Origin of the sequence: Salinarimonas rosea DSM 21201, from assembly GCF_000429045.1 — a bacterium.
Lineage (GTDB): Bacteria > Pseudomonadota > Alphaproteobacteria > Rhizobiales > Beijerinckiaceae > Salinarimonas > Salinarimonas rosea.
Window position 1 is genome coordinate 17254 of sequence record NZ_AUBC01000014.1, and the last position, 19837, is coordinate 37090.

15 protein-coding genes are annotated in these 19837 nt (G+C 72.6%); 9 read left to right on the forward strand and 6 right to left on the reverse strand.

Annotated features, from left to right (window positions below):
- Window positions 1-120: 120 nt before the first annotated feature.
- A complete protein-coding gene (locus G407_RS0111910; RefSeq protein WP_084327483.1) occupies window positions 121-1836 on the forward strand; it encodes an NAD(P)H-dependent oxidoreductase subunit E in 1716 nt (571 codons plus the stop codon).
- Here G407_RS0111910 and G407_RS0111915 read toward each other — a convergent pair.
- Window positions 1812-3644 carry a sulfatase-like hydrolase/transferase gene (locus G407_RS0111915; RefSeq protein WP_156917564.1) on the reverse strand — a complete coding sequence of 611 codons (1833 nt, stop codon included), beginning with the start codon at window positions 3642-3644 and terminating at the stop codon, window positions 1812-1814. The two genes, G407_RS0111910 and G407_RS0111915, sit on opposite strands and share 25 nt — an antisense overlap.
- Before the next feature lie 122 nt (window positions 3645-3766).
- Between G407_RS0111915 and fdhF the strand changes: the two genes are divergently transcribed.
- Both fdhF and hutU read left to right on the forward strand, forming a co-directional pair.
- Complete coding sequence (fdhF, locus tag G407_RS0111920) at window positions 3767-6511, forward strand: formate dehydrogenase subunit alpha (protein WP_029030982.1); 2745 nt, start codon at window positions 3767-3769, stop codon at window positions 6509-6511.
- Window positions 6512-6547: 36 nt separating this feature from the next.
- The gene (gene hutU / locus G407_RS0111925) at window positions 6548-8221 is read left to right on the forward strand and encodes a urocanate hydratase (protein ID WP_029030983.1); all 1674 of its coding nucleotides are present in this window, start codon (window positions 6548-6550) and stop codon (window positions 8219-8221) included.
- Between the two features lie 30 nt (window positions 8222-8251).
- Here the strand turns inward: hutU and G407_RS0111930 are convergent, their stop codons facing one another.
- The 3 genes from G407_RS0111930 to G407_RS27320 form a co-directional block, all read right to left on the reverse strand.
- Window positions 8252-9787, reverse strand: coding sequence for a tripartite tricarboxylate transporter permease (locus tag G407_RS0111930; RefSeq protein ID WP_029030984.1), 1536 nt, complete (start codon window positions 9785-9787; stop codon window positions 8252-8254).
- A gap of 12 nt (window positions 9788-9799) precedes the next feature.
- Window positions 9800-10306 (reverse strand): tripartite tricarboxylate transporter TctB family protein, encoded by a 507-nt coding sequence (locus tag G407_RS30440; RefSeq protein WP_052341283.1) that lies wholly within the window; start codon window positions 10304-10306, stop codon window positions 9800-9802.
- Window positions 10307-10372: 66 nt separating this feature from the next.
- Window positions 10373-11392 carry a tripartite tricarboxylate transporter substrate binding protein gene (locus tag G407_RS27320; protein ID WP_052341284.1) on the reverse strand — a complete coding sequence of 340 codons (1020 nt, stop codon included), beginning with the start codon at window positions 11390-11392 and terminating at the stop codon, window positions 10373-10375.
- Window positions 11393-11483: 91 nt separating this feature from the next.
- On the opposite strand from G407_RS27320, the gene G407_RS27325 reads away from it, so the two are divergent.
- Window positions 11484-12242 carry a GntR family transcriptional regulator gene (locus G407_RS27325; RefSeq protein ID WP_043539641.1) on the forward strand — a complete coding sequence of 253 codons (759 nt, stop codon included), beginning with the start codon at window positions 11484-11486 and terminating at the stop codon, window positions 12240-12242.
- Between the two features lie 16 nt (window positions 12243-12258).
- On the opposite strand, the gene G407_RS0111950 is transcribed toward G407_RS27325, so the two are convergent.
- Window positions 12259-13314: an ABC transporter ATP-binding protein gene (locus G407_RS0111950; RefSeq protein ID WP_029030985.1), complete on the reverse strand. Its 1056-nt coding sequence runs from the start codon at window positions 13312-13314 to the stop codon at window positions 12259-12261.
- On the reverse strand, window positions 13311-14120 hold the full coding sequence (locus G407_RS0111955; protein WP_029030986.1) for an IclR family transcriptional regulator: 810 nt from the start codon (window positions 14118-14120) through the stop codon (window positions 13311-13313). Before G407_RS0111955 ends, G407_RS0111950 begins: the two co-directional genes overlap by 4 nt.
- Window positions 14121-14284: 164 nt before the next feature.
- Between G407_RS0111955 and G407_RS0111960 the strand changes: the two genes are divergently transcribed.
- The 5 genes from G407_RS0111960 to G407_RS0111980 all read left to right on the forward strand — a co-directional run bounded on the left by G407_RS0111960 (window position 14285) and on the right by G407_RS0111980 (window position 19836).
- Complete coding sequence (locus G407_RS0111960) at window positions 14285-15541, forward strand: ABC transporter substrate-binding protein (protein ID WP_029030987.1); 1257 nt, start codon at window positions 14285-14287, stop codon at window positions 15539-15541.
- Window positions 15542-15622: 81 nt separating this feature from the next.
- The gene (locus G407_RS0111965; protein WP_029030988.1) at window positions 15623-16570 is read left to right on the forward strand and encodes a carbohydrate ABC transporter permease; all 948 of its coding nucleotides are present in this window, start codon (window positions 15623-15625) and stop codon (window positions 16568-16570) included.
- Window positions 16567-16929 (forward strand): MmcQ/YjbR family DNA-binding protein, encoded by a 363-nt coding sequence (locus tag G407_RS0111970; protein WP_084327484.1) that lies wholly within the window; start codon window positions 16567-16569, stop codon window positions 16927-16929. Before G407_RS0111965 ends, G407_RS0111970 begins: the two co-directional genes overlap by 4 nt.
- Window position 16930: 1 nt before the next feature.
- Window positions 16931-17779: a carbohydrate ABC transporter permease gene (locus tag G407_RS0111975; RefSeq protein ID WP_029030990.1), complete on the forward strand. Its 849-nt coding sequence runs from the start codon at window positions 16931-16933 to the stop codon at window positions 17777-17779.
- Window positions 17776-19836, forward strand: a complete 2061-nt coding sequence (locus G407_RS0111980; RefSeq protein WP_029030991.1) for an alpha-galactosidase — start codon at window positions 17776-17778, stop codon at window positions 19834-19836. The genes G407_RS0111975 and G407_RS0111980 overlap by 4 nt, the downstream gene beginning before the upstream one ends.
- The last annotated feature ends 1 nt before the right edge of the window (window position 19837 follow it).

Sequence of the window (19837 nt, forward strand, 5' to 3'; positions counted from 1 at the left end):
CCCTCGGCCCCTGGACAGGCGCGGGCGTGCGGCCGACACTCCGGCCTCCGGCGAGCTGCCGTGCACCGGCCGGCGATCGGGACGGCGGCCTATCGGCGTCGAGGAAGGCGAAGGGACGACATGCGCGAGACAGGACCCGCGACGGCTCCGCAGCCGGCCACGAGCCCCGTGCCCGGCGGGCGCGGGCCGCGCCGGCGCCCGCGCGGGCGCCCCCTCGACGAGGCGGCGCTCGCCGAGGTGCGCGCGCTCCTCGGCGCCATGCCGCGCCGGCGCGACCTGCTGATCGAGGCGCTCCACCGCCTCCAGGACGGCGTTGGGCACCTCGCGGCGCGCCACCTGAAGGCGCTCGCCGAGGAGTTCCGGATCCCCGAGGCGGAGGTCCACGAGGTCGCGAGCTTCTACCACCATTTCGACATCGTGAAGGAGGGCGAGGCCCCGCCGCCGCCGCTGACGATCCGTGTCTGCGACGGCGTCGCCTGCATGATGGCCGGCGCCGAGCGGCTGCGCGCGGCGCTCGCCGAGGGCGTCGACGCGGCCGCGATCCGCGTGCTGGCCGCGCCCTGCATCGGCCGCTGCGCCGGCGCGCCGGCGGTCCACGTCGGCACGCGTGCCGTCGAGCGGGCGACGCCGGAGGCGGTGCTCGCCGCCGCAGGGGCGGGCGACGTCGTCGAGCCGGTCCCCGCGGGAGCGATCGGGCTCGCGGCCTACCGGGCCGAGGGCGGCTATCGCCTGCTGGACGCGTGCCTGTCCGGCGCGCGCGACGCGGAGAGCCTCGTCGCCCTCCTCTCCGACGCGGGCCTGCGCGGGCTCGGCGGCGCCGGCTTCCCGGCGGGGCGCAAGTGGGCGATCGTGCGCGGCCATCCCGGCCCGCGGCTGATGACCGTCAACGGCGACGAGGGCGAGCCCGGCACGTTCAAGGACCGCTACCACCTCGAGCGCGACCCGCACCGCTTCCTGGAGGGTGCCCTCGTCGCGGCCTTCGCGGTGGAGGCCGAGCGGCTGTATATCTACCTGCGCGACGAGTATGCCGGCGTGCGCGCGCTGCTCGAGCGCGAGGTCGCCGCGGTGAAGGCGGCGGGGCTCGACCGGCACGCGCCGATCGAGCTGCGCCGCGGGGCGGGCGCCTACATCTGCGGCGAGGAGAGCGCCATGCTCGAATCGATCGAGGGCAAGCGCGGCCTGCCCCGGCACCGCCCGCCCTACATCGCCGAGCGCGGCCTGTTCGGCCGCCCGACGCTCAACCACAATGTCGAGACGCTGCTCTGGATCCGCGAGATCGTCGAGAAGGGGCCGGCCTGGTTCGCCGGGCTCGGCAGGCGCGGGCACAAGGGCCTGCGCTCGTTCTCCGTATCCGGGCGGGTGAGGGATCCGGGCGTCAAGCTCGCGCCCGCGGGCATCACCTGCCGGGAGCTGATCGACGAGTTCTGCGGCGGCATGGCGGAGGGGCACGGGCTCGCGGGCTACCTTCCCGGCGGCGCGTCCGGCGGCATCCTCCCCGCGCGGATGGCGGACCTGCCGCTCGATTTCGGCATCCTCGAGCCGCACAAGGCCTTCGTCGGCTCGCACGCGGTCGTCGTCCTGTCGGACCGGGACGACGTGCGCGCGATCGCGCTCAATCTCGTGCGCTTCTTCCGCCACGAATCGTGCGGCCAGTGCACGCCGTGCCGCACCGGCACGCAGAAGCTCGAGGCCCTCCTCGCCGCCGGCCGCTGGGACCTGCATCTGCTGGGCGATCTCGAGCAGGTGATGCGCGACGCCTCGATCTGCGGGCTGGGACAGGCGGCGCCGAACCCGGTGGCGAGCGTGCTGAACTACTTCGCGGAGGAGACGTGCTGAGCCCGCGCGCCCCCGTCGTTCTCCCGCGTGTCGCCCGCCGGGACGGGCGCGCCGGCGAGCAGGCGCGCGAGCACGACGTCCCACAGGAGCGTCTCGCGCCGCGCCGCGACGCAGGCGGCGTCGGCGTCCTGCTCGTGGCAGGCGCGCACGGTCTCGCCGCGCTCGGAGGCGATCATCGGCGTCACTCGGTGCGGGCGAAGGCGCGCCTCGGCGCGGTGGAGGCAGGCGCGCGCGGCGCACAGCCGCCCGCCCGAGAGGCGGTCGAGCACGAGCTCGGGAATCGCGTAGGCCGGCAGCACCCCCGTCGCCACCGGGACGCCCGCGTCGAGCACGACGAGCGGCGTCTGCATCATGCCGGGCTCGCCGGTCGGCCCCGCGACGAGGCCGTTCTCGGCGCGTCCGCTCGCCCGGTAGGGCGCGTGGTCGGCGCCGAGGGGCGGGGCGTGGTCCCCGAGCACGACGACGATTGCCTCCGGGTCGTGCGTCGCGAGCCACGCGAGATGCTCCTCGATGGCGACGAAGCTGTAGTGCACCGCATTGACGTAGTCGTGGACGGTCCCGTCGTGCGGCGACACCGCGGCGACGTCCGGGCGCCGGGCGCGATCGCGCTCGAAAGGAAAGTGCGCGGCGTTGACGAAGGTGTAGTCGAGGAACGGACGTCCGTCGGCCAGGCCCTCGGCCAGACCCTCGGCGATGCGCCGGCGGGCGTGCGCGAGCGTCGCCGCGGCGGAGAGCCAGCGCCCGTCGACGTCGCCCGGTTCGAAGTCGCGGTCGAACTCCGTGCGTGCGAAGCCGGCGTGGCGGTAGGCCGTCTCGGCGCTGAAGAAGCTCGGGTGGCTCGGCACGCGCCCGACGGTGTCGAAGCCGCGGGCGCCGAGGAGCCGCGGCAGGCAGTCGAGGGGCCGCGTGACGGCGTTGAAGACGAGGCCGGAGCCCTGCGTCAGCGCCGGCACGCCGCAGAGCACCTCGAACTCGGTGTTCGACGAGCGATTGCCGAAGACCGGCACGAGCGCCCGGTCGCCGCCGCCCCGCCCGCGCCAGGCGCGCAGGAAGGGCGTCGCCGGATCGGGAGCGAGGTCGTAGGCCGACAGCCAGGCCGGGTCGACGAGGCTCTCGGCGACGACGATGTGGACGTTGCGCGCGGCGAGCGGCGGCAGCGCCGCAGCCCCGATCGCGAGCGGCAGGTCCGCCGGGTCGACGTCGGCCGCGGCGGCCAGCACGTGGGCACGCTGCGCCTCGTCGACGAAGCGCGTCGTGGCCTGGACCCAATGGCCGTACGCGGGCAATCGGAACTCCGGCATCGGCAGGAGCCGGGCGACCGCCTCGGCGGCGATCGGGCTCGCGATCGCGCTCCAGAAGCCGAACAGGGCGAGGCACGGCCCCGCGAGCGCGATCACGCCCTCGCGCAGTGTCGGCAGCCGGACATTCGCGGCGTACGAGACCAGGAGCACGAGGAGCGCGGCGACGCCGGCGGCGACGAGCCAGGGCGGGAGGGTGCGCGCGGCGTCCGCCGCGAGCAGCAGGTCGCCGAGCTCCGCGGTGTCGCCGAGAGCGGCGAGCTTCGCGCTCGAGGCGGCGAGGGGCGCGGCGGCGAGCGCGGCGCAGACGAGCGCGGCGCGCCGGCTCGGTCGCTGGAAGGTCACGAGCGCGGCGGCCAGCAGGACCGCGATGGACGCGTCGGCGACGAGTCCCGTCGCGATCGCGCGGGTCGGCATCAGCCCGAGCGACACCGGCAGGGTGACGGCCGCCGCCGCGGCCACCGCGAGGACGACGCAGGCCGCGCGCGGGTCCCGACCGGCTCGGGTCACGGGGGTCGGCTCCTTCGCGGCGGCGGGATGCATGGCGTGCTCCGTCTCGGGCACCGCCTCGGTAGCATGCGCGCCTTAAGCGCCGGTTTGCGCCCCCACATGCGCCTCAGGGAGACCGTCCGATGACGATCCGCTTCACCCTCGACGGCCGCGCGGTCGCGGCGCGCGACGGCGAGACGATCTGGGAGGTCGCCCGCCGCGAGGGCACGACGATCCCGCATCTGTGCCACCGCCCCGAGCCGGGCTACCGGCCCGACGGCAATTGCCGCGCCTGCATGGTCGAGATCGAGGGCGAGCGCGTGCTCGCCGCCTCCTGCATCCGCACGCCCGCCGAGGGCATGGTGGTGACGAGCGCCTCGGAGCGGGCGCGCACCGCGCGCCGGCTCGTGATGGAGCTCCTCGTCGCCGACCAGCCGCCCCGGGAGATGGCCCACGACGCCGCCTCCCCGCTCTGGCGCTTCGCGGACGAGCAGGGAATCGAGCGGGCGCGCTTCCCCGGTCGGGAGCATCCGCCGGGGCCGGATCTCTCCCACCCGGCCATGGCGGTGAACCTCGACGCCTGCATCTCCTGCACGCTGTGCGCCCGCGCCTGCCGCGAGGTGCAGGTCAACGACGTGATCGGCATGGCCTTCCGCGGCGACCATCATCGCCCGGTCTTCGACCTCGACGACCCGATGGGCACCTCGACCTGCGTCGCCTGCGGCGAGTGCGTCCAGGCCTGTCCCACGGGCGCGCTGATGCCCGCCTCCATCGTCGACCGGGAGACGCAGGTCGGCACGCGCGGGGCGGACGAGAGCGTCCCGTCCGTCTGCCCCTATTGCGGCGTCGGCTGCCAGATCTCGTTCGAGCTGCGCGACGGGGCGATCGCCTACGTCGAGGGCCGCGACGGGTCGGCGAACGAGGGCCGGCTGTGCGTCAAGGGCCGCTTCGGCTTCGACTACGTGGCGAGCCCGCAGCGCCTGACCGTGCCGCTGATCCGCAAGGAGGGCGCGCCGAAGGGGCTGAACGTCGACCCCGCGAACCCGCTCACGCATTTCCGCGCGGCGACCTGGGAGGAGGCGCTCGACGCTGCCGCGGGCGGCCTCGCCCGCATCCGCGACGCGCACGGCGGCGAGGCGATCGCCGGCTTCGGCTCCGCCAAGGGCTCGAACGAGGAGGCCTACCTCGTCCAGAAGCTGATCCGTCAGGCCTTCGGCCACAACAACGTCGACCATTGCACGCGCCTGTGCCACGCCTCCTCCGTCGCCGCCCTCATGGAGGGCATCGGCTCGGGCGCCGTGACCGCGCCGTTCAACGACGCGCTGCTGGCCGACGTCATCGTCGTCATCGGCGCGAACCCGACCGAGAACCACCCGGTCGCCGCCACCTACTTCAAGCAGGCGGTGAAGCGGGGCGCCGAGCTCGTCGTGATCGACCCGCGCGGCAACACGCTGATGGCGAAGCACGCGACTCACAAGCTGCGCTTCCGCCCGGGCTCGGACGTCGCGCTCCTCAACGCGATGATGCACGTGATCGTGACGGAGGGCCTCGTCGACGCGGACTACGTCGCGACCCACACGGAAGGCTACGAGCGCCTCGCCGAGCACCTCGCCGCCTACACGCCGGAGGCGATGGCCGAGCGCTGCGGCATCGACGCGGGGACGATCCGCGAGGTGGCGCGGCTCTACGCGACCGCGGAGCGGTCGATCGTCTTCTGGGGCATGGGCGTGTCCCAGCACGTCCACGGCACCGACAACGCCCGCTGCCTGATCTCGCTCGCGCTGATGACCGGCCAGGTGGGCCGCCCCGGCACGGGGCTCCATCCCCTGCGCGGGCAGAACAACGTCCAGGGCGCCTCCGACGCCGGGCTGATCCCGATGGTCCTGCCGGACTACGCGCGCGTCGGCGACGAGGCGCAGCGCGCCCGCTTCGAGGCGGCCTGGGGCTTCCCGGTCTCGCCGCAGCCGGGGCTCACCGTCACCGAGATCATGGACGCGGTCCACGGGGGCGCGATTCGCGCGCTCTACGTGATGGGCGAGAACCCGGCGATGTCGGACCCCGACGTCGCGCACGCCCGCGACGCGCTGGCGCGGCTCGACCATTGCGTCGTGCAGGACATCTTCCTCACCGAGACGGCGATGTACGCCGACGTGGTGCTGCCCGCCTCCGCCTGGCCGGAGAAGACCGGCACGGTGACCAACACCAATCGCCAGGTCCAGATGGGGCGCCCGGCGCTCGCGCCGCCCGGGCAGGCGCGGGAGGACTTCGCCATCCTCGTCGATCTCGGCCGCCGGCTCGGGCTGCCCTGGGACTACGCGCACCCGAAGGACGTCTTCGCCGAGATGGCGGGCGTGATGCCGTCTCTGGCCAACATCTCCTGGGAGCGGCTGGAGCGCGAGGGGGCCGTCACCTATCCCTGCCCGGCGCCGGACGCGCCCGGGCACGCGGTCGTCTTCGGCGACGCCTTCCCGCGCGCCGGCGGGCGGGCGCTGTTCGTGCCGGCGGGCCTGCGCGATCCCGACGAGACGCCCGACGAGGCCTTCCCGATGGTGCTGACCACCGGGCGCCAGCTCGAGCACTGGCACACCGGCGCCATGACGCGGCGTGCCGGCATCCTCGACGCGCTCGAGCCCGCGCCGACGGCGAGCCTCAACCCGCGCACCCTCGCCCGCCTCGGCCTCGCGGCGGGCGCGCCGATCCGCGTCGAGACCCGCCGCGGCGCGATCACGCTCAGCGCCCGCGCGGACGCCGCGCTCCAGGAGGACATGGTCTTCGTGCCCTTCGCCTACGTCGAGGCGGCCGCGAACCTCCTGACCAACCCGGCGATCGACCCCGACGGCAAGATCCCCGAGTTCAAGTACTGCGCGGCCCGCGTGGTCGCGGGCTGATATGCTCCCGCCCGCCGAATCGAGAGGACGCCCGAGATGACCGACCCGCGCCACAACGCCCGCACCGTCCGCGCACCGCGCGGGCCGCAGCTCAATGCGAGGAGCTGGCTCACCGAGGCGCCGCTGCGGATGCTGATGAACAACCTCGATCCCGAGGTGGCCGAGAACCCGCACGAGCTCGTGGTCTACGGCGGCATCGGGCGCGCGGCGCGGACCTGGGGCGACTTCGACGCCATCGTCGCCGCGCTGACCGATCTCGGCGAGAACGAGACGCTGCTCGTCCAGTCCGGCAAGCCGGTCGGCATCTTCCGCACGCACCCGGACGCGCCGCGGGTGCTGATCGCCAACTCGAATCTCGTGCCGCACTGGGCCACCTGGGCGCACTTCAACGAGCTCGACCGCAAGGGGCTGGCCATGTACGGCCAGATGACCGCGGGCTCGTGGATCTACATCGGCACGCAGGGCATCGTGCAGGGCACCTACGAGACCTTCGCCGAGGCCGGCCGCCAGCATTACGGCGGCAGCCTCGAGGGCCGCTGGATCCTCACCGCGGGGCTCGGCGGCATGGGCGGGGCGCAGCCGCTCGCGGCCGTGATGGCCGGCGCCTGCTGCCTCGCCATCGAGTGCGACCCGGACCGCATCGATTTTCGCCTGCGCACCCGCTACGTGGACGAGAAGACCGACAGCCTCGACGAGGCGCTCGCCATGATGGAGCGCTGGACCAAGGCCGGCGAGGCGAAGTCCGTCGGCCTCCTGGGCAACGCCGCCGAGATCGTGCCCGAGCTGGTGCGCCGGGGCGTGCGCCCGGACATGGTCACCGACCAGACCTCCGCCCACGACCCGATCAACGGCTATCTCCCCATCGGCTGGACGCTCGCCGAATGGCGCGAGAAGCGCGAGAGCGATCCCGCCGCCGTCGAGCACGCGGCGCGCGCGTCCATGCGCACGCATGTCGAGGCCATGGTCGCCTTCTGGAACACCGGCGTGCCGACGCTCGACTACGGCAACAACATCCGCCAGGTGGCGAAGGAGGAGGGGCTCGAGAACGCCTTCGCCTTCCCGGGCTTCGTGCCGGCCTACATCCGCCCGCTGTTCTGCCGCGGCGTCGGCCCGTTCCGCTGGGCGGCGCTGTCGGGCGATCCGGAGGACATCTACCGGACGGACGCCAAGGTGAAGGAGCTCACCCCGGGCGACACGCACCTGCACAATTGGCTCGACATGGCCCGCGAGCGCATCGCCTTCCAGGGCCTGCCGGCCCGCATCTGCTGGGTGGGGCTCGGCCTGCGCGACAAGCTCGGCCTCGCCTTCAACGAGATGGTGGCCAAGGGGGAGCTGAAGGCGCCCGTCGTGATCGGCCGCGACCACCTCGATTCCGGCTCCGTCGCCTCGCCCAACCGCGAGACCGAGGCGATGAAGGACGGCTCGGACGCGGTCTCCGACTGGCCGCTCCTGAACGCGCTCCTCAATACCGCGTCGGGCGCGACCTGGGTGTCGCTGCATCACGGCGGCGGCGTGGGCATGGGCTTCTCCCAGCACTCCGGCATGGTGATCTGCGCCGACGGCACGCAGGCGGCGGCCGAGCGGATCGCGCGGGTGCTGTGGAACGACCCGGCCACGGGCGTGATGCGCCACGCGGACGCCGGCTACGAGGAGGCGCTCGACTGCGCCCGGGAGCACGGCCTGCGCCTGCCGGGCATCCTCGGGACCTGACGGGGGTCCTGGGAGCCCGATCGCCCGCCCTCAGCCGCGATCGGGCGACGCGCCGGCCGTCGCCGCGGCGCCCTTTCGCGCGCGACGGCGCACGGAGGCGAGGACCCGGGGCAGGAGCGACAGGAGGAGCAGCGCGATCAGGACGAGCGTGATCGGGCGGCCCAGCACGAAGGACGGGTCGCCCCCGGTGATCTGCCAGGAGCGCACGAGCTCGCCCTCGGCCATGTCGCCGACGAGGAGCCCGACCACCGTCGCCGCCACGGGGTAGCCGAAGCGCCGCATGGCCCAGCCGAGCACGCCGCCGGCGACCACGGTGATCGGCCCGACCATGTTGCCGGTGATGGCGTAGGCACCGACGATCGAGAGCACCATCACGACGGGGGTGAGGAGCCGCAGCGGCACCTTCACGATCGCGCCGGCCGCGAAGACGAGCGCCGTCCCCACGAACAGCAGCAGGAACGCCTGGGCCATGTTGCCGAGGATCAGCGCGTAGACGACGTCGCCGTTCTCGGCGATGAAGCGCGGGCCGCCGGTGACGTTGTGCATGGCGAAGGCGCCGAGCAGGATCGCCGTCCCGGCACCGCCGGGGAGCCCGAGCGCGAGGAGCGTGATCATCGAGCCGCCCTCGGACGAGCTGTTCGCCGCCTCCGAGGCGACCACGCCCTCCGGCGCGCCCTTGCCGAAGCGGGAGGGGTCGGCGTCCCGGCGCTTGGCGACCGCGTAGGAGGCGAGGTTCGCGACGCTCGAGCCGACGCCGGGCACCATGCCGATGCCGGCGCCGATCATCCCTCCCCGCAGGAGATCCATCGGCTTCGCCAACGCGAGGCGGATGCCGCCGAAGATGGCGGAGAGCCGCACCACCCGGTGCGCCCGCTCCTCGACGATGTAGTTGCGTCCCACGAGGCCGAAGAGCTCGGAAGCGGCGAACAGGCCGATCAGCGCCGCGATCGCGGGGATGCCGTCGAGGAGGTACATCGAGCCGAAGGTGCCGCGCATCTGGCCGGCGTCGCTGAAGCCGATGGTCGAGAACAGGAGACCGACGATGCCCGCCGCGACCCCCTTGGCGACGCTCGCCGTATTGAGAACGGCGATGAGCGTGAGCCCCCAGATCGCCACGACGAGGAGCTCGGTGGGCCCGAGCCGCAGCACCCATTCGGCCACGAAGCCGACGGTGAAGAGCAGGAGCGCATAGCCCACCAGCGTGCCCACCACGGACGCCGCGAGGCCGGCGCCGAGCGCCTCGCCGTGCCGGCCCGCGACCGACATCGGATAGCCGTCGAAGGCGGAGGCCACGGCCGACGAGGTGCCGGGGATGTTGATCAGGATCGCCGGGATCGCGCCCCCGAAGCCGCCGCCGGTGAAGATCGCCGTCAGGAACAGGATCGCCGTGAGGAAGTCCATGTAGAGCGTCGCCGGCAGGAACACCGCCATGGCGATCGAGATCGACAGGCCCGGGATCGCCCCGAACACCACGCCGATGACGAGGCCGGGCACCACGACGAGCCAGGCGCTCGGGGTGGAGGCGAGGAGGTCGAGGGCGCCGGAGAAGGCCACCGTGTCGATCATGGGGGGCTCGCCTCAGAACAGCAGCGTCGGCAGGCGCACCGAGAGGAGCGCGACGAAAATCCACACCACGGGCGCCGTCACCAGGACGGCGAAGCCGAGGAGCACGTGCGGGCGCCGCTCGCCCTGAAGGGCGAGGGAGGCGGCGAGGAAGACGACGGTGGCCGCGTCGAAGCCGGCGTAGGGGATCGCCGCGACGTAGGCCACGAGGAGCGCCATGAAGGCGAGGCTCGCTCGCGTCTGCGCGGCGTCCTCGCGGGCTTTCGCCTCGTCCGGCGCGACCCGCCGGGCAGCGGCGATGTCCTCCAGGATCGCGGCGAGGAGCGCGACGACGCCGATCGCGGCCGCGGGCACGATCAGGATCGTGTCGGCGATGCCGCGCGACTTCGAGGCGACGTCCGAGGCGTAGCCGGCCATCGCCAGGATCAGCGCCAGGGCGAAGAGCAGGGCGCCGATCGGCCAGGCCGGTCGGCGCGGGGCGGTGTCGGTTGCGTGGTCGGAGCGCGACGCATCGGAGCGCATGGGGCGGTCTCCCGGACGGGTGCCGTCCCGGGGCGGAGGCGCTCCGCGCCGGGACGGCGGCGCGCCTCAGCGCAGCTTCTCGGCGTGGGGCTCGAGGGCGGCGAAGGCCCCGTCGACGAGAGCCTGGCTCTCGTCGGGACCGACCCAGTCGGCACCGATCTTGGCCTCGCGGGCCCAGGCCTGGAAGTCCTCGCTCTCCACCGTCTCGCGATAGGCGTCGACGAGGGTCTGCCAGCGGTCGGGATGCTCCTCCTTCAGCGCCGCGTGGGCGATGAGCCCCGTGATGTTGCCGCCGATCAGCGCGACGGGCTCGACGCCCATCTCGGCCAGCGCCTCGTTGAGGAGCGGCGCATCGTGGTCGCCGGGATCCGACGTGTTGACGACCGCGAGAACGCGGATGCGATCGCGGATCGAGGCCGCCGCTTCCGCCGCGAGGATCTCGAAGTCGACCTGGTTGCCGGCCAGCGCCGCGCGCAGCGGCGCGCCACCGTCGTAGGTGACGAAGCGCACGTTGTCGGTGGGGATGTCGAGGGCGTCCATCAGGATGAAGGTCTGGATGTGGCCGCCGTTGCCGAAGACGATGCCCGAGGACACGGCACCCGGCTCGCGCATCGCCTCGGCCAGCTCGGCGAACGTCTCGTAGGGGCTCTCCTGGTGGACGGCCACGATGGCGTAGTCGTTCCACTGGGCGTTGAGGAGCGCGAAGTCCTCCCATTGGACGGGTGCGCCGCTGACCAGGATCGCGCTGGAGAGGTACGGCGTCGCCTGCATGAGCAGCAGCGTGTTGCCGTCCGCCTCCTGCTGCTGGAAATAGGTGGCGCCGAGCGCGCCGCCGCCGCCGGGGCGGTTCTCGACCGTGATCGGCACGCCCAGCCGAGGGCCCATGTGCTCGGCGAGGCCGCGCGCCATCCGGTCGGCGCTGCCGCCGGCGTTGAAGGGCACGACGATCGAGATCGGCTCGTCGGGCCAGGCGAGCGCGGTCTGGGGGGCGACGAGGGCGGCGAGGCCCAGGGCGGCGGCGCCGAGCGCGGCGCGCCCGGCCTTCGTCGCGAGCCCGAACCGGGCGCCGAGGCTGTCGATGAGCATGGTTTCCTCCGCTCGTTTTCTGGTCGTTGGTGGCGCGAGACTGCGGCCTGTGCTTAAGTCATGTCAATAAGACATCTCCGGAGGAGAAGGCATGTCGGAGGGGGATCCGTGGCCGAAGCACCACCAGCTCTACCTGGTTCTGCGCCAGCAGATCCGCGACGGCGCCTACAATGGCGGCGTGCCTCTTCCGAGCGAGCTCAAGCTCGGCGAGGCCTTCGCGGTCTCGCGCATCACCGTGCGACGGGCGCTGGAGCGGCTCGAGCAGGAGGGGTTCGTCGAGCGCCACCGTGGTCGCGGCACCTTCGTGCGGGACGGCGCGGGGATCTCGCCGGTCCAGGCGAGCATCGGCGGCTCGGTGGAGAACCTCGTCGCGATGGGGCTCGAGACGCAGGTGCGGGTGCTCGCGCTCGACTATGTCGTCCCGCCGCCGGCGATCGCGCGCCAGCTCGGCCTCGGTGCGGGCGCGGCGTGCCAGCGCGCGGTGCGGGTGCGTGCGCTGGAGGGGCGGTCCTTCTCGCACCTCACCACCTTCGTGCCGGAGGACCTCGGCCGCACCTTCGGCGCGGACGACCTCGCGCGGACGCCGATCCTGATCCTGCTGCAGCGCGCCGGCCGGCCGATCGCCCGGGCCGAGCAGAGCGTCTCGGCGACGCTGGCGACGCCGGACATCGCCCGCGCCCTCGCGATCGACCCGGGCGAGGCGCTGCTCGCCATCCGTCGCGTGGTGCGCGACGTCGACGGGCGCGCCGTCGAGGTCGTGCACGGCCTCTATCGGCCGGACACGTACGAGCACGAGGTCGCGTTCGAGCGCACGAGCGAGGGCGGCGTCGAGCTCTGGAAGGCGCGCTGAGGCGCGCGCCGGCGCCTCAAGGCCCGCGCAGGCGCGCCCCGCCGTGCGGGTCGAACAGGTAGGCGCGCGCGGGGTCGATCCCCACGTCGACCCGGGCGCCGGAACGCGGCGCGTCGACGCCGCGGGTCTCGACCACGAGACGGGTGCCGTCGGGCGCCTGGCAATGCACGTGGCAGACGGAGCCCAGGTTCTCGACGATGTCGACGCCGAGCCCCTCGCCCGGCACGAGCGTCAGGTCCTGCGGGCGCAGCCCGACGGTGACCGCCCCGTCCGGCGGGCGGACCGGCGTCGCCACGACCTGCCCGAGCGCCGGCAGCGCCACGCCGCCCGCCTCGGCCCGGCCCTCGAGGAAGTTCATCGAGGGCGAGCCGATGAAGCCCGCGACGAAGCGGTTGCCCGGGTCCTCGTAGAGCGCGATCGGCGCGCCGACCTGCTCGATGCGCCCCGCGCGCAAGACGACGATCTTGTCGGCGAGCGTCATCGCCTCGACCTGGTCGTGGGTGACGTAGACCATGGTCGCGCCCATGGACTTGTGCAGCCGGGCGATCTCGACGCGCATCTCGACGCGCAGCTCCGCATCGAGGTTGGAGAGCGGCTCGTCGAACAGGAAGACGGAGGGATGGCGCACGATGGCGCGGCCGATGGCGACCCGCTGGCGCTGGCCGCCGGAAAGCGCCTTGGGCTTGCGCGCGAGATAGGGCTCGAGCTGCAGCACCCGCGCCGCCTCCTTCACGCGCCGGGCGATCTCCTCCCTGGGATGGCCGGTCATCTTCAGGCCGAAGCCCATGTTCTCGCCGACCGTCATGTGCGGGTAGAGCGCGTAGGTCTGGAACACCATGGCGACGCCGCGCTCGGCCGGGTCGGCGCGGGTGACGTCCGCGCCGGCGATGACGATGCGCCCGTCGGTCGTCTCCTCGAGGCCGGCGATCATGCGCAGCAGCGTCGACTTCCCGCAGCCCGAGGGGCCGACGAAGACACACAGCTCGCCCTCGGCGATCTCGAGATCGACCCCGTGGATCACCTGGGTCGTGCCGTAGCGCTTGATCACGCGCTCGAGGCTCACGCCGGTCATGCGTTCGTCCCTCCGTGCATGGGGGCGCGACTCGCGCCGGGGAAGGTGAAGGCCGCCGCCTCGCGGGCGATGGCCGCCGCGGTCTCGGCGAGGCTGGGGGCGAGCGCGGCGAGGTCGGCCAGCGAGTGGCGCAGCGTCGAGGACGTGACCGACAGGGCGCCGAGCGGCCGCCCGGCCTCGTCGAGGATCGGCACGGCGACGCAGATGATCGTCGGCTCGTGCTCCTCCCGGTCGAAGGCGACGCCGCTCTCGCGGATCCCCGCGAGCTCGCGGCGCAGCGTGCCGGCCGAGACGTGTGTCGCGGGCGTGTGCGGGTACCAGCTCTGCTGGGCGAGCGCCTTCTCCAGCGCCGGCGCGTCGAGATGGGCGAGCATGGCCTTGCCGACGCCGGTGCAGTAGGCCGGCCCGATCTTGCCCGCGTCCGAGAACATCGGGATCGGGCGGCGCGCGTTGCGCTTGTCGATGTACAGGACCTGTCCGTTGTCGAGCTTGGCCAGGTGCACCGTCTCGCCGATCGCCTCGGAGAGCCGGTCCAGATGGGCGCGGGCGAGCGGCGCGAGCGTCGTCTGCTGCCAGGCGGCGTGCGCGAGGCGGATGAGGCGCGAGCCCAGCGCATAGGTGTGGTCCGCCTCGTCGTAAGCCAGCATGCGCTGGCTCACCAGCGTCTGCAGCAGGCGGTAGAGCGTGGCCTTGGGCAGGTCGGCGCCGGCGAGGATCTCGGCGAAGCGCACCGGGCGGCCGTAGCCGGCCACCTCGTCGAGCAGCGTCAGCGCCTTCCCCACCGTGCCGTCGGCCGGCTTGTCCATGCCCCTCGTCCCTCCGCTCGTTTCCATCCCGCGGCGCAGCAATCGCGGGCTGCGCTCTTCTGGTTGACAAGCCTAGCGAGCGGAGGCATCGTTTTCAATAATCAAAACATGGTTCCATTATTCGGAACAAATCCGATGAAGGAGCCGCCTGGGAGGAGACCAGAATGCCGTCCGTGACGAAGACCACGCTCGCCGTCCTCGCCGCCGCGACCATGCTCGCCGGCGCCGCCGCGCCGGCCGCCGCCCAGCAGGAGCCGCTATCGGGCGACCTGCGCATCTTCCTCGACACGTCGAACCCGGCGCCGCGCGCCGCGATGGAGGGGATGATCGCGCGCTTCCAGGAAATGCATCCCGATCTCGAGATCGAGACGACGATCATCGACCGCGAGGCCTACAAGACCCAGCTGCGCAACTTCCTCACGGCGAACGCGCCGGACGTCGCCACCTGGCACGCGGGCAACCGCATGGCCCCCTTCGTCGAGGCCGGCCTGCTCGAGGACGTCTCCGACCTCTGGGACGAGGAGATCTCACGCGATCTCGCCTCGACCAAGGGCTCGATGACGATGGACGGCAAGCAGTGGGGCGTGCCCTACACCTATTATCAGTGGGGCGTGTACTATCGCGAGGACCTGTTCGAGCAATACGGCCTCTCCGCGCCGGAGACCTGGGACGCCTTCAAGGAGAACTGCCGGACGCTGCTCGACAACGGTGTCAAGTGCTTCGCCATCGGCACCAAGTTCCTGTGGACCGCGGCGGGCTGGTTCGACTACATCAACCTGCGCACCAACGGCTACGAGTTCCACATGGACCTCACCGCCGGCCGCGTGCCGTGGACCGACGAGCGCGTGCGGGCGACCTTCGCCAACTGGCGCGAGCTCATCGACATGAACGCCTACATCGACAACCACACCTCCTATTCCTGGCAGGAGGCGCTGCCGTTCATGGTCCAGGGCGACGCGGCCATGTACCTGATGGGCAACTTCGTCGTCGCGCCCCTGCGCGAGGCGGGGCTCTCGGACGACCAGCTCGGCTTCTTCCAGTTCCCGGCGATCGACGCGAGCATCCCGATGGCGGAGGAGGCGCCCACCGACACGTTCCACATCCCGGCCCAGGCACAGAACAAGGAGGCCGCGCGCGCCTTCCTGCGCTATGTGGCCGATCCGGAGAACCAGACGATCATCAATGCCGAGCTCGGGCAGCTGCCGGTCAACTCGCGCGCCACGATCGAGGACGACGAGTTCCTGACCGCGGGCTTCGCGATGCTGTCCTCGGCGGAAGGGCTGTCCCAGTTCTTCGACCGCGACGCGCCGGCCGAGATGGCCAAGGCCGGCATGGAGGGCTTCCAGGAATTCATGGTCCGCCCGGACAACCTGGACGCCATCCTCCAGCGGCTCGAGCGCGTGCGCCAGCGCGTCTACTGAGCCGGACGCCCCGCGATCCCGGGCGCGCGCCGCCCGGGATCGCGGCATCGCATCCTCAGCGAGAACCCGAGGAGACCCGCCATGGTCGCCGTCGCGACCCCGCCGCGCGGCGCGACGCGCAAGGCCGAGGCGCCCACCGCCTTCGGCGGCTACTGGCGCCGCAACCAGCTCGCGCTCGCGCCGTGGCTGTTCCTGGCGCCGGGCGCGCTGTTCTTCGCGCTCTACGTCGTCGCGCCGATCCTGCAATCCTTCCAGATCTCGCTCTACGAGTGGGACGGGCTCGGCGCGAAGGAATGGGTGGGCCTGCGCAATTACGCGGAGCTGTGGTGGGACGACGCGTTCTGGACGTCCCTGCGCAACAACGTGATCTGGCTGGTGCTCTACCTGCTGGCGATCCCCGCGGGGCTGTTCATCGCGCTGTTCCTGAACCAGACCGTCGCGGGCATCCGGATCTACAAGTCGCTGTTCTTCTTTCCCTTCGTGATCAGCCAGGTCGTGGTTGGCCTCGTCTTCTCGTGGTTCTACGACCCGACCTTCGGGCTCTTCAACGAGATCCTCGGCGTCTTCGGGCTCGGCCCGATCGCGGTGCTGGGGGACCCGACCTTCGTCACCTACGGCATCATCGCCGCCGGCCTGTGGCCGCAGACGGCCTATTGCATGATTCTCTACCTCACCGGGCTGAACGCGGTCGATCCCGAGCAGATCGAGGCCGGGCGGCTCGACGGCGCCAGGGGCTGGCGCATGCTCTGGTACGTCGTGCTGCCGCAGCTGCGGCCCGCCACCTTCATCGCCTTCGTGGTGACGATCATCGGCGCCCTGCGCTCCTTCGACCTCGTCTCGGTGATGACGGCGGGCGGCCCCTTCGGCGAGAGTCGGGTGCTGGCCTACTACATGTTCGAGGTGGCGCTCTCCGAATATGGCTTCCGCATGGGCTACGGCGCCGCGATCGCGGTGGTGCTGTTCGCCATCATGATGATCTACATCGCGTTCTTCCTCGCCAAGATGTACCGCGACGAGAGGGGGGCATGATGGAGATCGCCCTGCGCCAGCGCGTCGCCGCGATCTGCGCGCGCCTTCCCGGAGCGGAGGTTTCCGACCCCTGGGGCGGCGGGCACGACGCCTGGAAAGTCGGCGGCAAGATGTTCGCCTGCATCGGCGCGGTGACGCCGGGCGTCGCCGTGAAGTGCGTCGACGTCGAAACCGCGCAGATGCTGATCGAGGCGGGTGTCGGCGCGCGGGCGCCCTACTTCCACCGCTCCTGGCTGCTGCTGCCGGAGGACGTGCCGGAGGACGAGCTCGCGCACCGGGTGGCCGGCTCCTACGATCTCGTGCGCGCCAAGCTGCCCAGGCGGCTCGTCGCCGCCCTGCCCGCGCGGGAGGGCGCCTGAGATGTTCCCGACACCCGTCCAGAAGACGTCGTCGGTCACGCGCCTCTCCTACCAGGCGCTGCTGCCGGTCGCCCTCGTGCTCTGGCTCCTGCCGCTGATCGCGGTCGCGGTCTTCTCGATCCGGCCCGACGCGGACTTCGCCAACGCCAACTACTGGGGCTGGCCCTCCTCGTTCAGCTTCGCGGAGAACTACGGCGCGGTGTTCTTCCGCTCCGACATGCCGCGCTACCTGCTCAACTCGGTGCTGATCACGGTGCCCACCGTGATCGGCGCGGTCGGGCTCGCCTGCATGACGGGCTTCGCGCTCGGCGTGTACAGGTTCAAGGCGAACCTCGCCGTGTTCTTCGTCTTCGTCGCCGGCAACTTCGTGCCCTTCCAGATCCTGATGGTGCCGGTGCGCGAGCTCACGCTGGATCTCGGGCTCTACGACACCAAGACCGGCCTCGTGCTCTTCCACGTCGCCTTCCAGGCGGGATTCTGCACGCTGTTCATGAGGAACTTCATCCGCGCCCTGCCGCGCGAGCTGATCGAGGCGGCGCGGGTGGAGGGCGTCTCCGAGATCCGAATCTTCTGGTACGTTGTGCTGCCCCTGATGCGCCCGGCCATCGCGGCGCTGTCGGTCTTGATCTTCACCTTCGTCTGGAACGATTATTTCTGGGCGATCGTGCTGACCCAGGGCGTCGACACCCAGCCGGTGACGGCGGGGATCACGGCCTTCAACTCGCAGTACCGCGCCGCCTACCACCTGATGAGCGCCGGCTCCATCGTCGCCGCGCTGCCGCCGGTCCTGATGTTCTTCCTGATGCAGCGCCACTTCATCGCCGGCCTGACCCTCGGGGCGGTGAAATGAGGCGGGCCTGGCGCCTCGACACGCCGGCGCAGACGCTCGTGCTGGCGAGCCGCGACGGCGGCCTGCCGGAGGTCGCCCATTGGGGCGCGCCGCTGCCGGCCGACGAGGACCTCGCCGCTCTCGCCGAGGCGCTGCTGCCGCGGGAGGTCACCGGCGGCATGGCGGACGTACGCCCGCCGCTGACGATCTGCCCGCTGGCGCGCGACGGGCACGGCGGCGCGCTCGGGGCCGATCTCGGCGACGCGCACCCGCGGCTCGTGCTCGAGGCCGACGACTACGGCCCCGGCCGGAGCCTGCGCGCCGTCTTCGCCGGCGACGGTCATCGCTACACGCTCGCGATCGAGGCGGATGCCGAGACGGACGTCCTCGTCCTTTCGGCGACGCTGGAGGCGCCGGCGCCGATCCGCCACCTCGCCGCGCCGGCGCTCCCCGGGCCGCCGCTCGGCGAGGCGGTGACGACCTTCGCCGGGCGCTGGACCTCCGAGCTCCAGCGCCGGGACGTGCCCTGGTCCGCCGGGCCGCACCTGCGCGAGATCCGGGAGGGGCGCAGCTCGCACGTCGCCTATCCCGGCCTGCTGATGCCCGCGGGGCCGCTGCGGCACGAGACCGGCGAGGTCTTCGCCCTCGTCCTGGGGCAATCCACCGGCCACCGCCTCGTCGTCGAGGAGCTGCCGGACGGGCGTCGGCAGGTGATGCTCGGGCCGGTGCTGCACCCCGCCGGCGCGACCCGCGTCGACGCCGGACCGCTCTACGCGACGCGCTCGGGCGCGGGCGTGAACGGCGTCGTCGACGCCTTCCATCGGCACCTGCGCGCGCGCATCGTGCGCTTTCCCGATCCGGCGCGCCCGCGACCGGTGCACTACAATTCCTGGGAAGCCGTCTACTTCCGCCACGACATCGATGAATTGAAGGAGATCGCCACCCGCGCCGCCGCGCTGGGCGCGGAGCGTTTCGTCCTCGACGACGGCTGGTTCGAGGGGCGCAACGACGACACGACGAGCCTCGGCGACTGGATCGTGGACGCCGACAAGTACCCCGACGGCCTCCACCCGCTCCTCGCCCACGTGCGTGCGCTCGGCATGCGCTTCGGCCTGTGGGTCGAGCCGGAGATGGCGAGCCCGGACTCCGACCTCGCCCGCGCGCACCCGGAGTGGATCCTCGGGCCCGCCGACCAGCCGCTCGCGCGCAACCAGGTCGTCCTCGACCTCGCGCGGGAGGACGTGCGCGAGAACCTGTTCGCCCGCCTCGACGCGCTGCTGCGCGAGTACGACATCGACTACCTGAAGTGGGACCACAACCGCGCGCTCCCCGGCCCGGACCACAGGCAGGCGGAGGGCTTCGCCGCGCTCGTGACGCGGTTGCGCGCGGCCCATCCGAGCGTCGAGATCGAGAGCTGCGCATCGGGCGGCGGGCGGCTCGACTGGGGGGCGCTGGCGCTCGCCCAGCGGGTCTGGCTGTCGGATTCGAACGACGCGCTCGAGCGGCTGCGCATCCAGCACGAGGCGCTGCCCCTCCTCCTCCCGGAGGTCACCGGCAGCCACGTCGGGCCGCGCAGCTGCCACACGTCCGGGCGCATCCTGCCGATGCGGCTGCGGGCCTGGACGGCGGCGCAGCGCCATTTCGGCTTCGAGATGGACCCGCGCGAGCTCGCGCCCGAGGAGGCGGAGATCCTGGCGGGGGTCTGCGCCTGGTGGAAGGCGCGGCGCGACTGGCTGATGCCGGCCCGGCGCCTGCGCATCGACACCGACGACCCGACCCGCCTCGCCGAGATCGCGATCGCGCCGGATGGCAGCCGTTTCGCGCTGTGGCTCGCGCAGGTCGCGACGCCGGGGCGCATCCTCCCGATCCGCCTGCGCATTCCCGGCCTCGAACCGCACGCACGCTATCGCGTATCCCTCGCCGACGAGGGGGCGGTCTCGCCGCTCTCGCGCGGCGGCCACCCGCTCGTCGCGGGAGCGGTCACGCTCTCGGGGGCGGCCCTCGCCGGGGCCGGCCTCGCGCCGCCCCTGCAGGAGCCCCAGAGCGTCCTCGTGCTCGAAGGAGAGCGTCTGCCGTGAA

Excerpts from the sequence above, each read along its gene's own strand:
- G407_RS27325 (WP_043539641.1), top strand. The coding sequence starts at position 11,484 with ATGTCGGAGGGGGATCCGTGGCCGAAGCACCACCAGCTCTACCTGGTT.
- G407_RS27320 (WP_052341284.1), bottom strand. The coding sequence starts at position 11,392 with ATGCTCATCGACAGCCTCGGCGCCCGGTTCGGGCTCGCGACGAAGGCC.
- G407_RS0111910 (WP_084327483.1), top strand. The coding sequence starts at position 121 with ATGCGCGAGACAGGACCCGCGACGGCTCCGCAGCCGGCCACGAGCCCC.
- fdhF (WP_029030982.1), top strand. The coding sequence starts at position 3,767 with ATGACGATCCGCTTCACCCTCGACGGCCGCGCGGTCGCGGCGCGCGAC.
- G407_RS0111970 (WP_084327484.1), top strand. The coding sequence starts at position 16,567 with ATGATGGAGATCGCCCTGCGCCAGCGCGTCGCCGCGATCTGCGCGCGC.
- G407_RS0111955 (WP_029030986.1), bottom strand. The coding sequence starts at position 14,120 with ATGGACAAGCCGGCCGACGGCACGGTGGGGAAGGCGCTGACGCTGCTC.
- G407_RS0111950 (WP_029030985.1), bottom strand. The coding sequence starts at position 13,314 with ATGACCGGCGTGAGCCTCGAGCGCGTGATCAAGCGCTACGGCACGACC.
- G407_RS0111965 (WP_029030988.1), top strand. The coding sequence starts at position 15,623 with ATGGTCGCCGTCGCGACCCCGCCGCGCGGCGCGACGCGCAAGGCCGAG.
- hutU (WP_029030983.1), top strand. The coding sequence starts at position 6,548 with ATGACCGACCCGCGCCACAACGCCCGCACCGTCCGCGCACCGCGCGGG.
- G407_RS0111930 (WP_029030984.1), bottom strand. The coding sequence starts at position 9,787 with ATGATCGACACGGTGGCCTTCTCCGGCGCCCTCGACCTCCTCGCCTCC.
- G407_RS0111975 (WP_029030990.1), top strand. The coding sequence starts at position 16,931 with ATGTTCCCGACACCCGTCCAGAAGACGTCGTCGGTCACGCGCCTCTCC.
- G407_RS0111980 (WP_029030991.1), top strand. The coding sequence starts at position 17,776 with ATGAGGCGGGCCTGGCGCCTCGACACGCCGGCGCAGACGCTCGTGCTG.
- G407_RS0111960 (WP_029030987.1), top strand. The coding sequence starts at position 14,285 with ATGCCGTCCGTGACGAAGACCACGCTCGCCGTCCTCGCCGCCGCGACC.
- G407_RS30440 (WP_052341283.1), bottom strand. The coding sequence starts at position 10,306 with ATGCGCTCCGATGCGTCGCGCTCCGACCACGCAACCGACACCGCCCCG.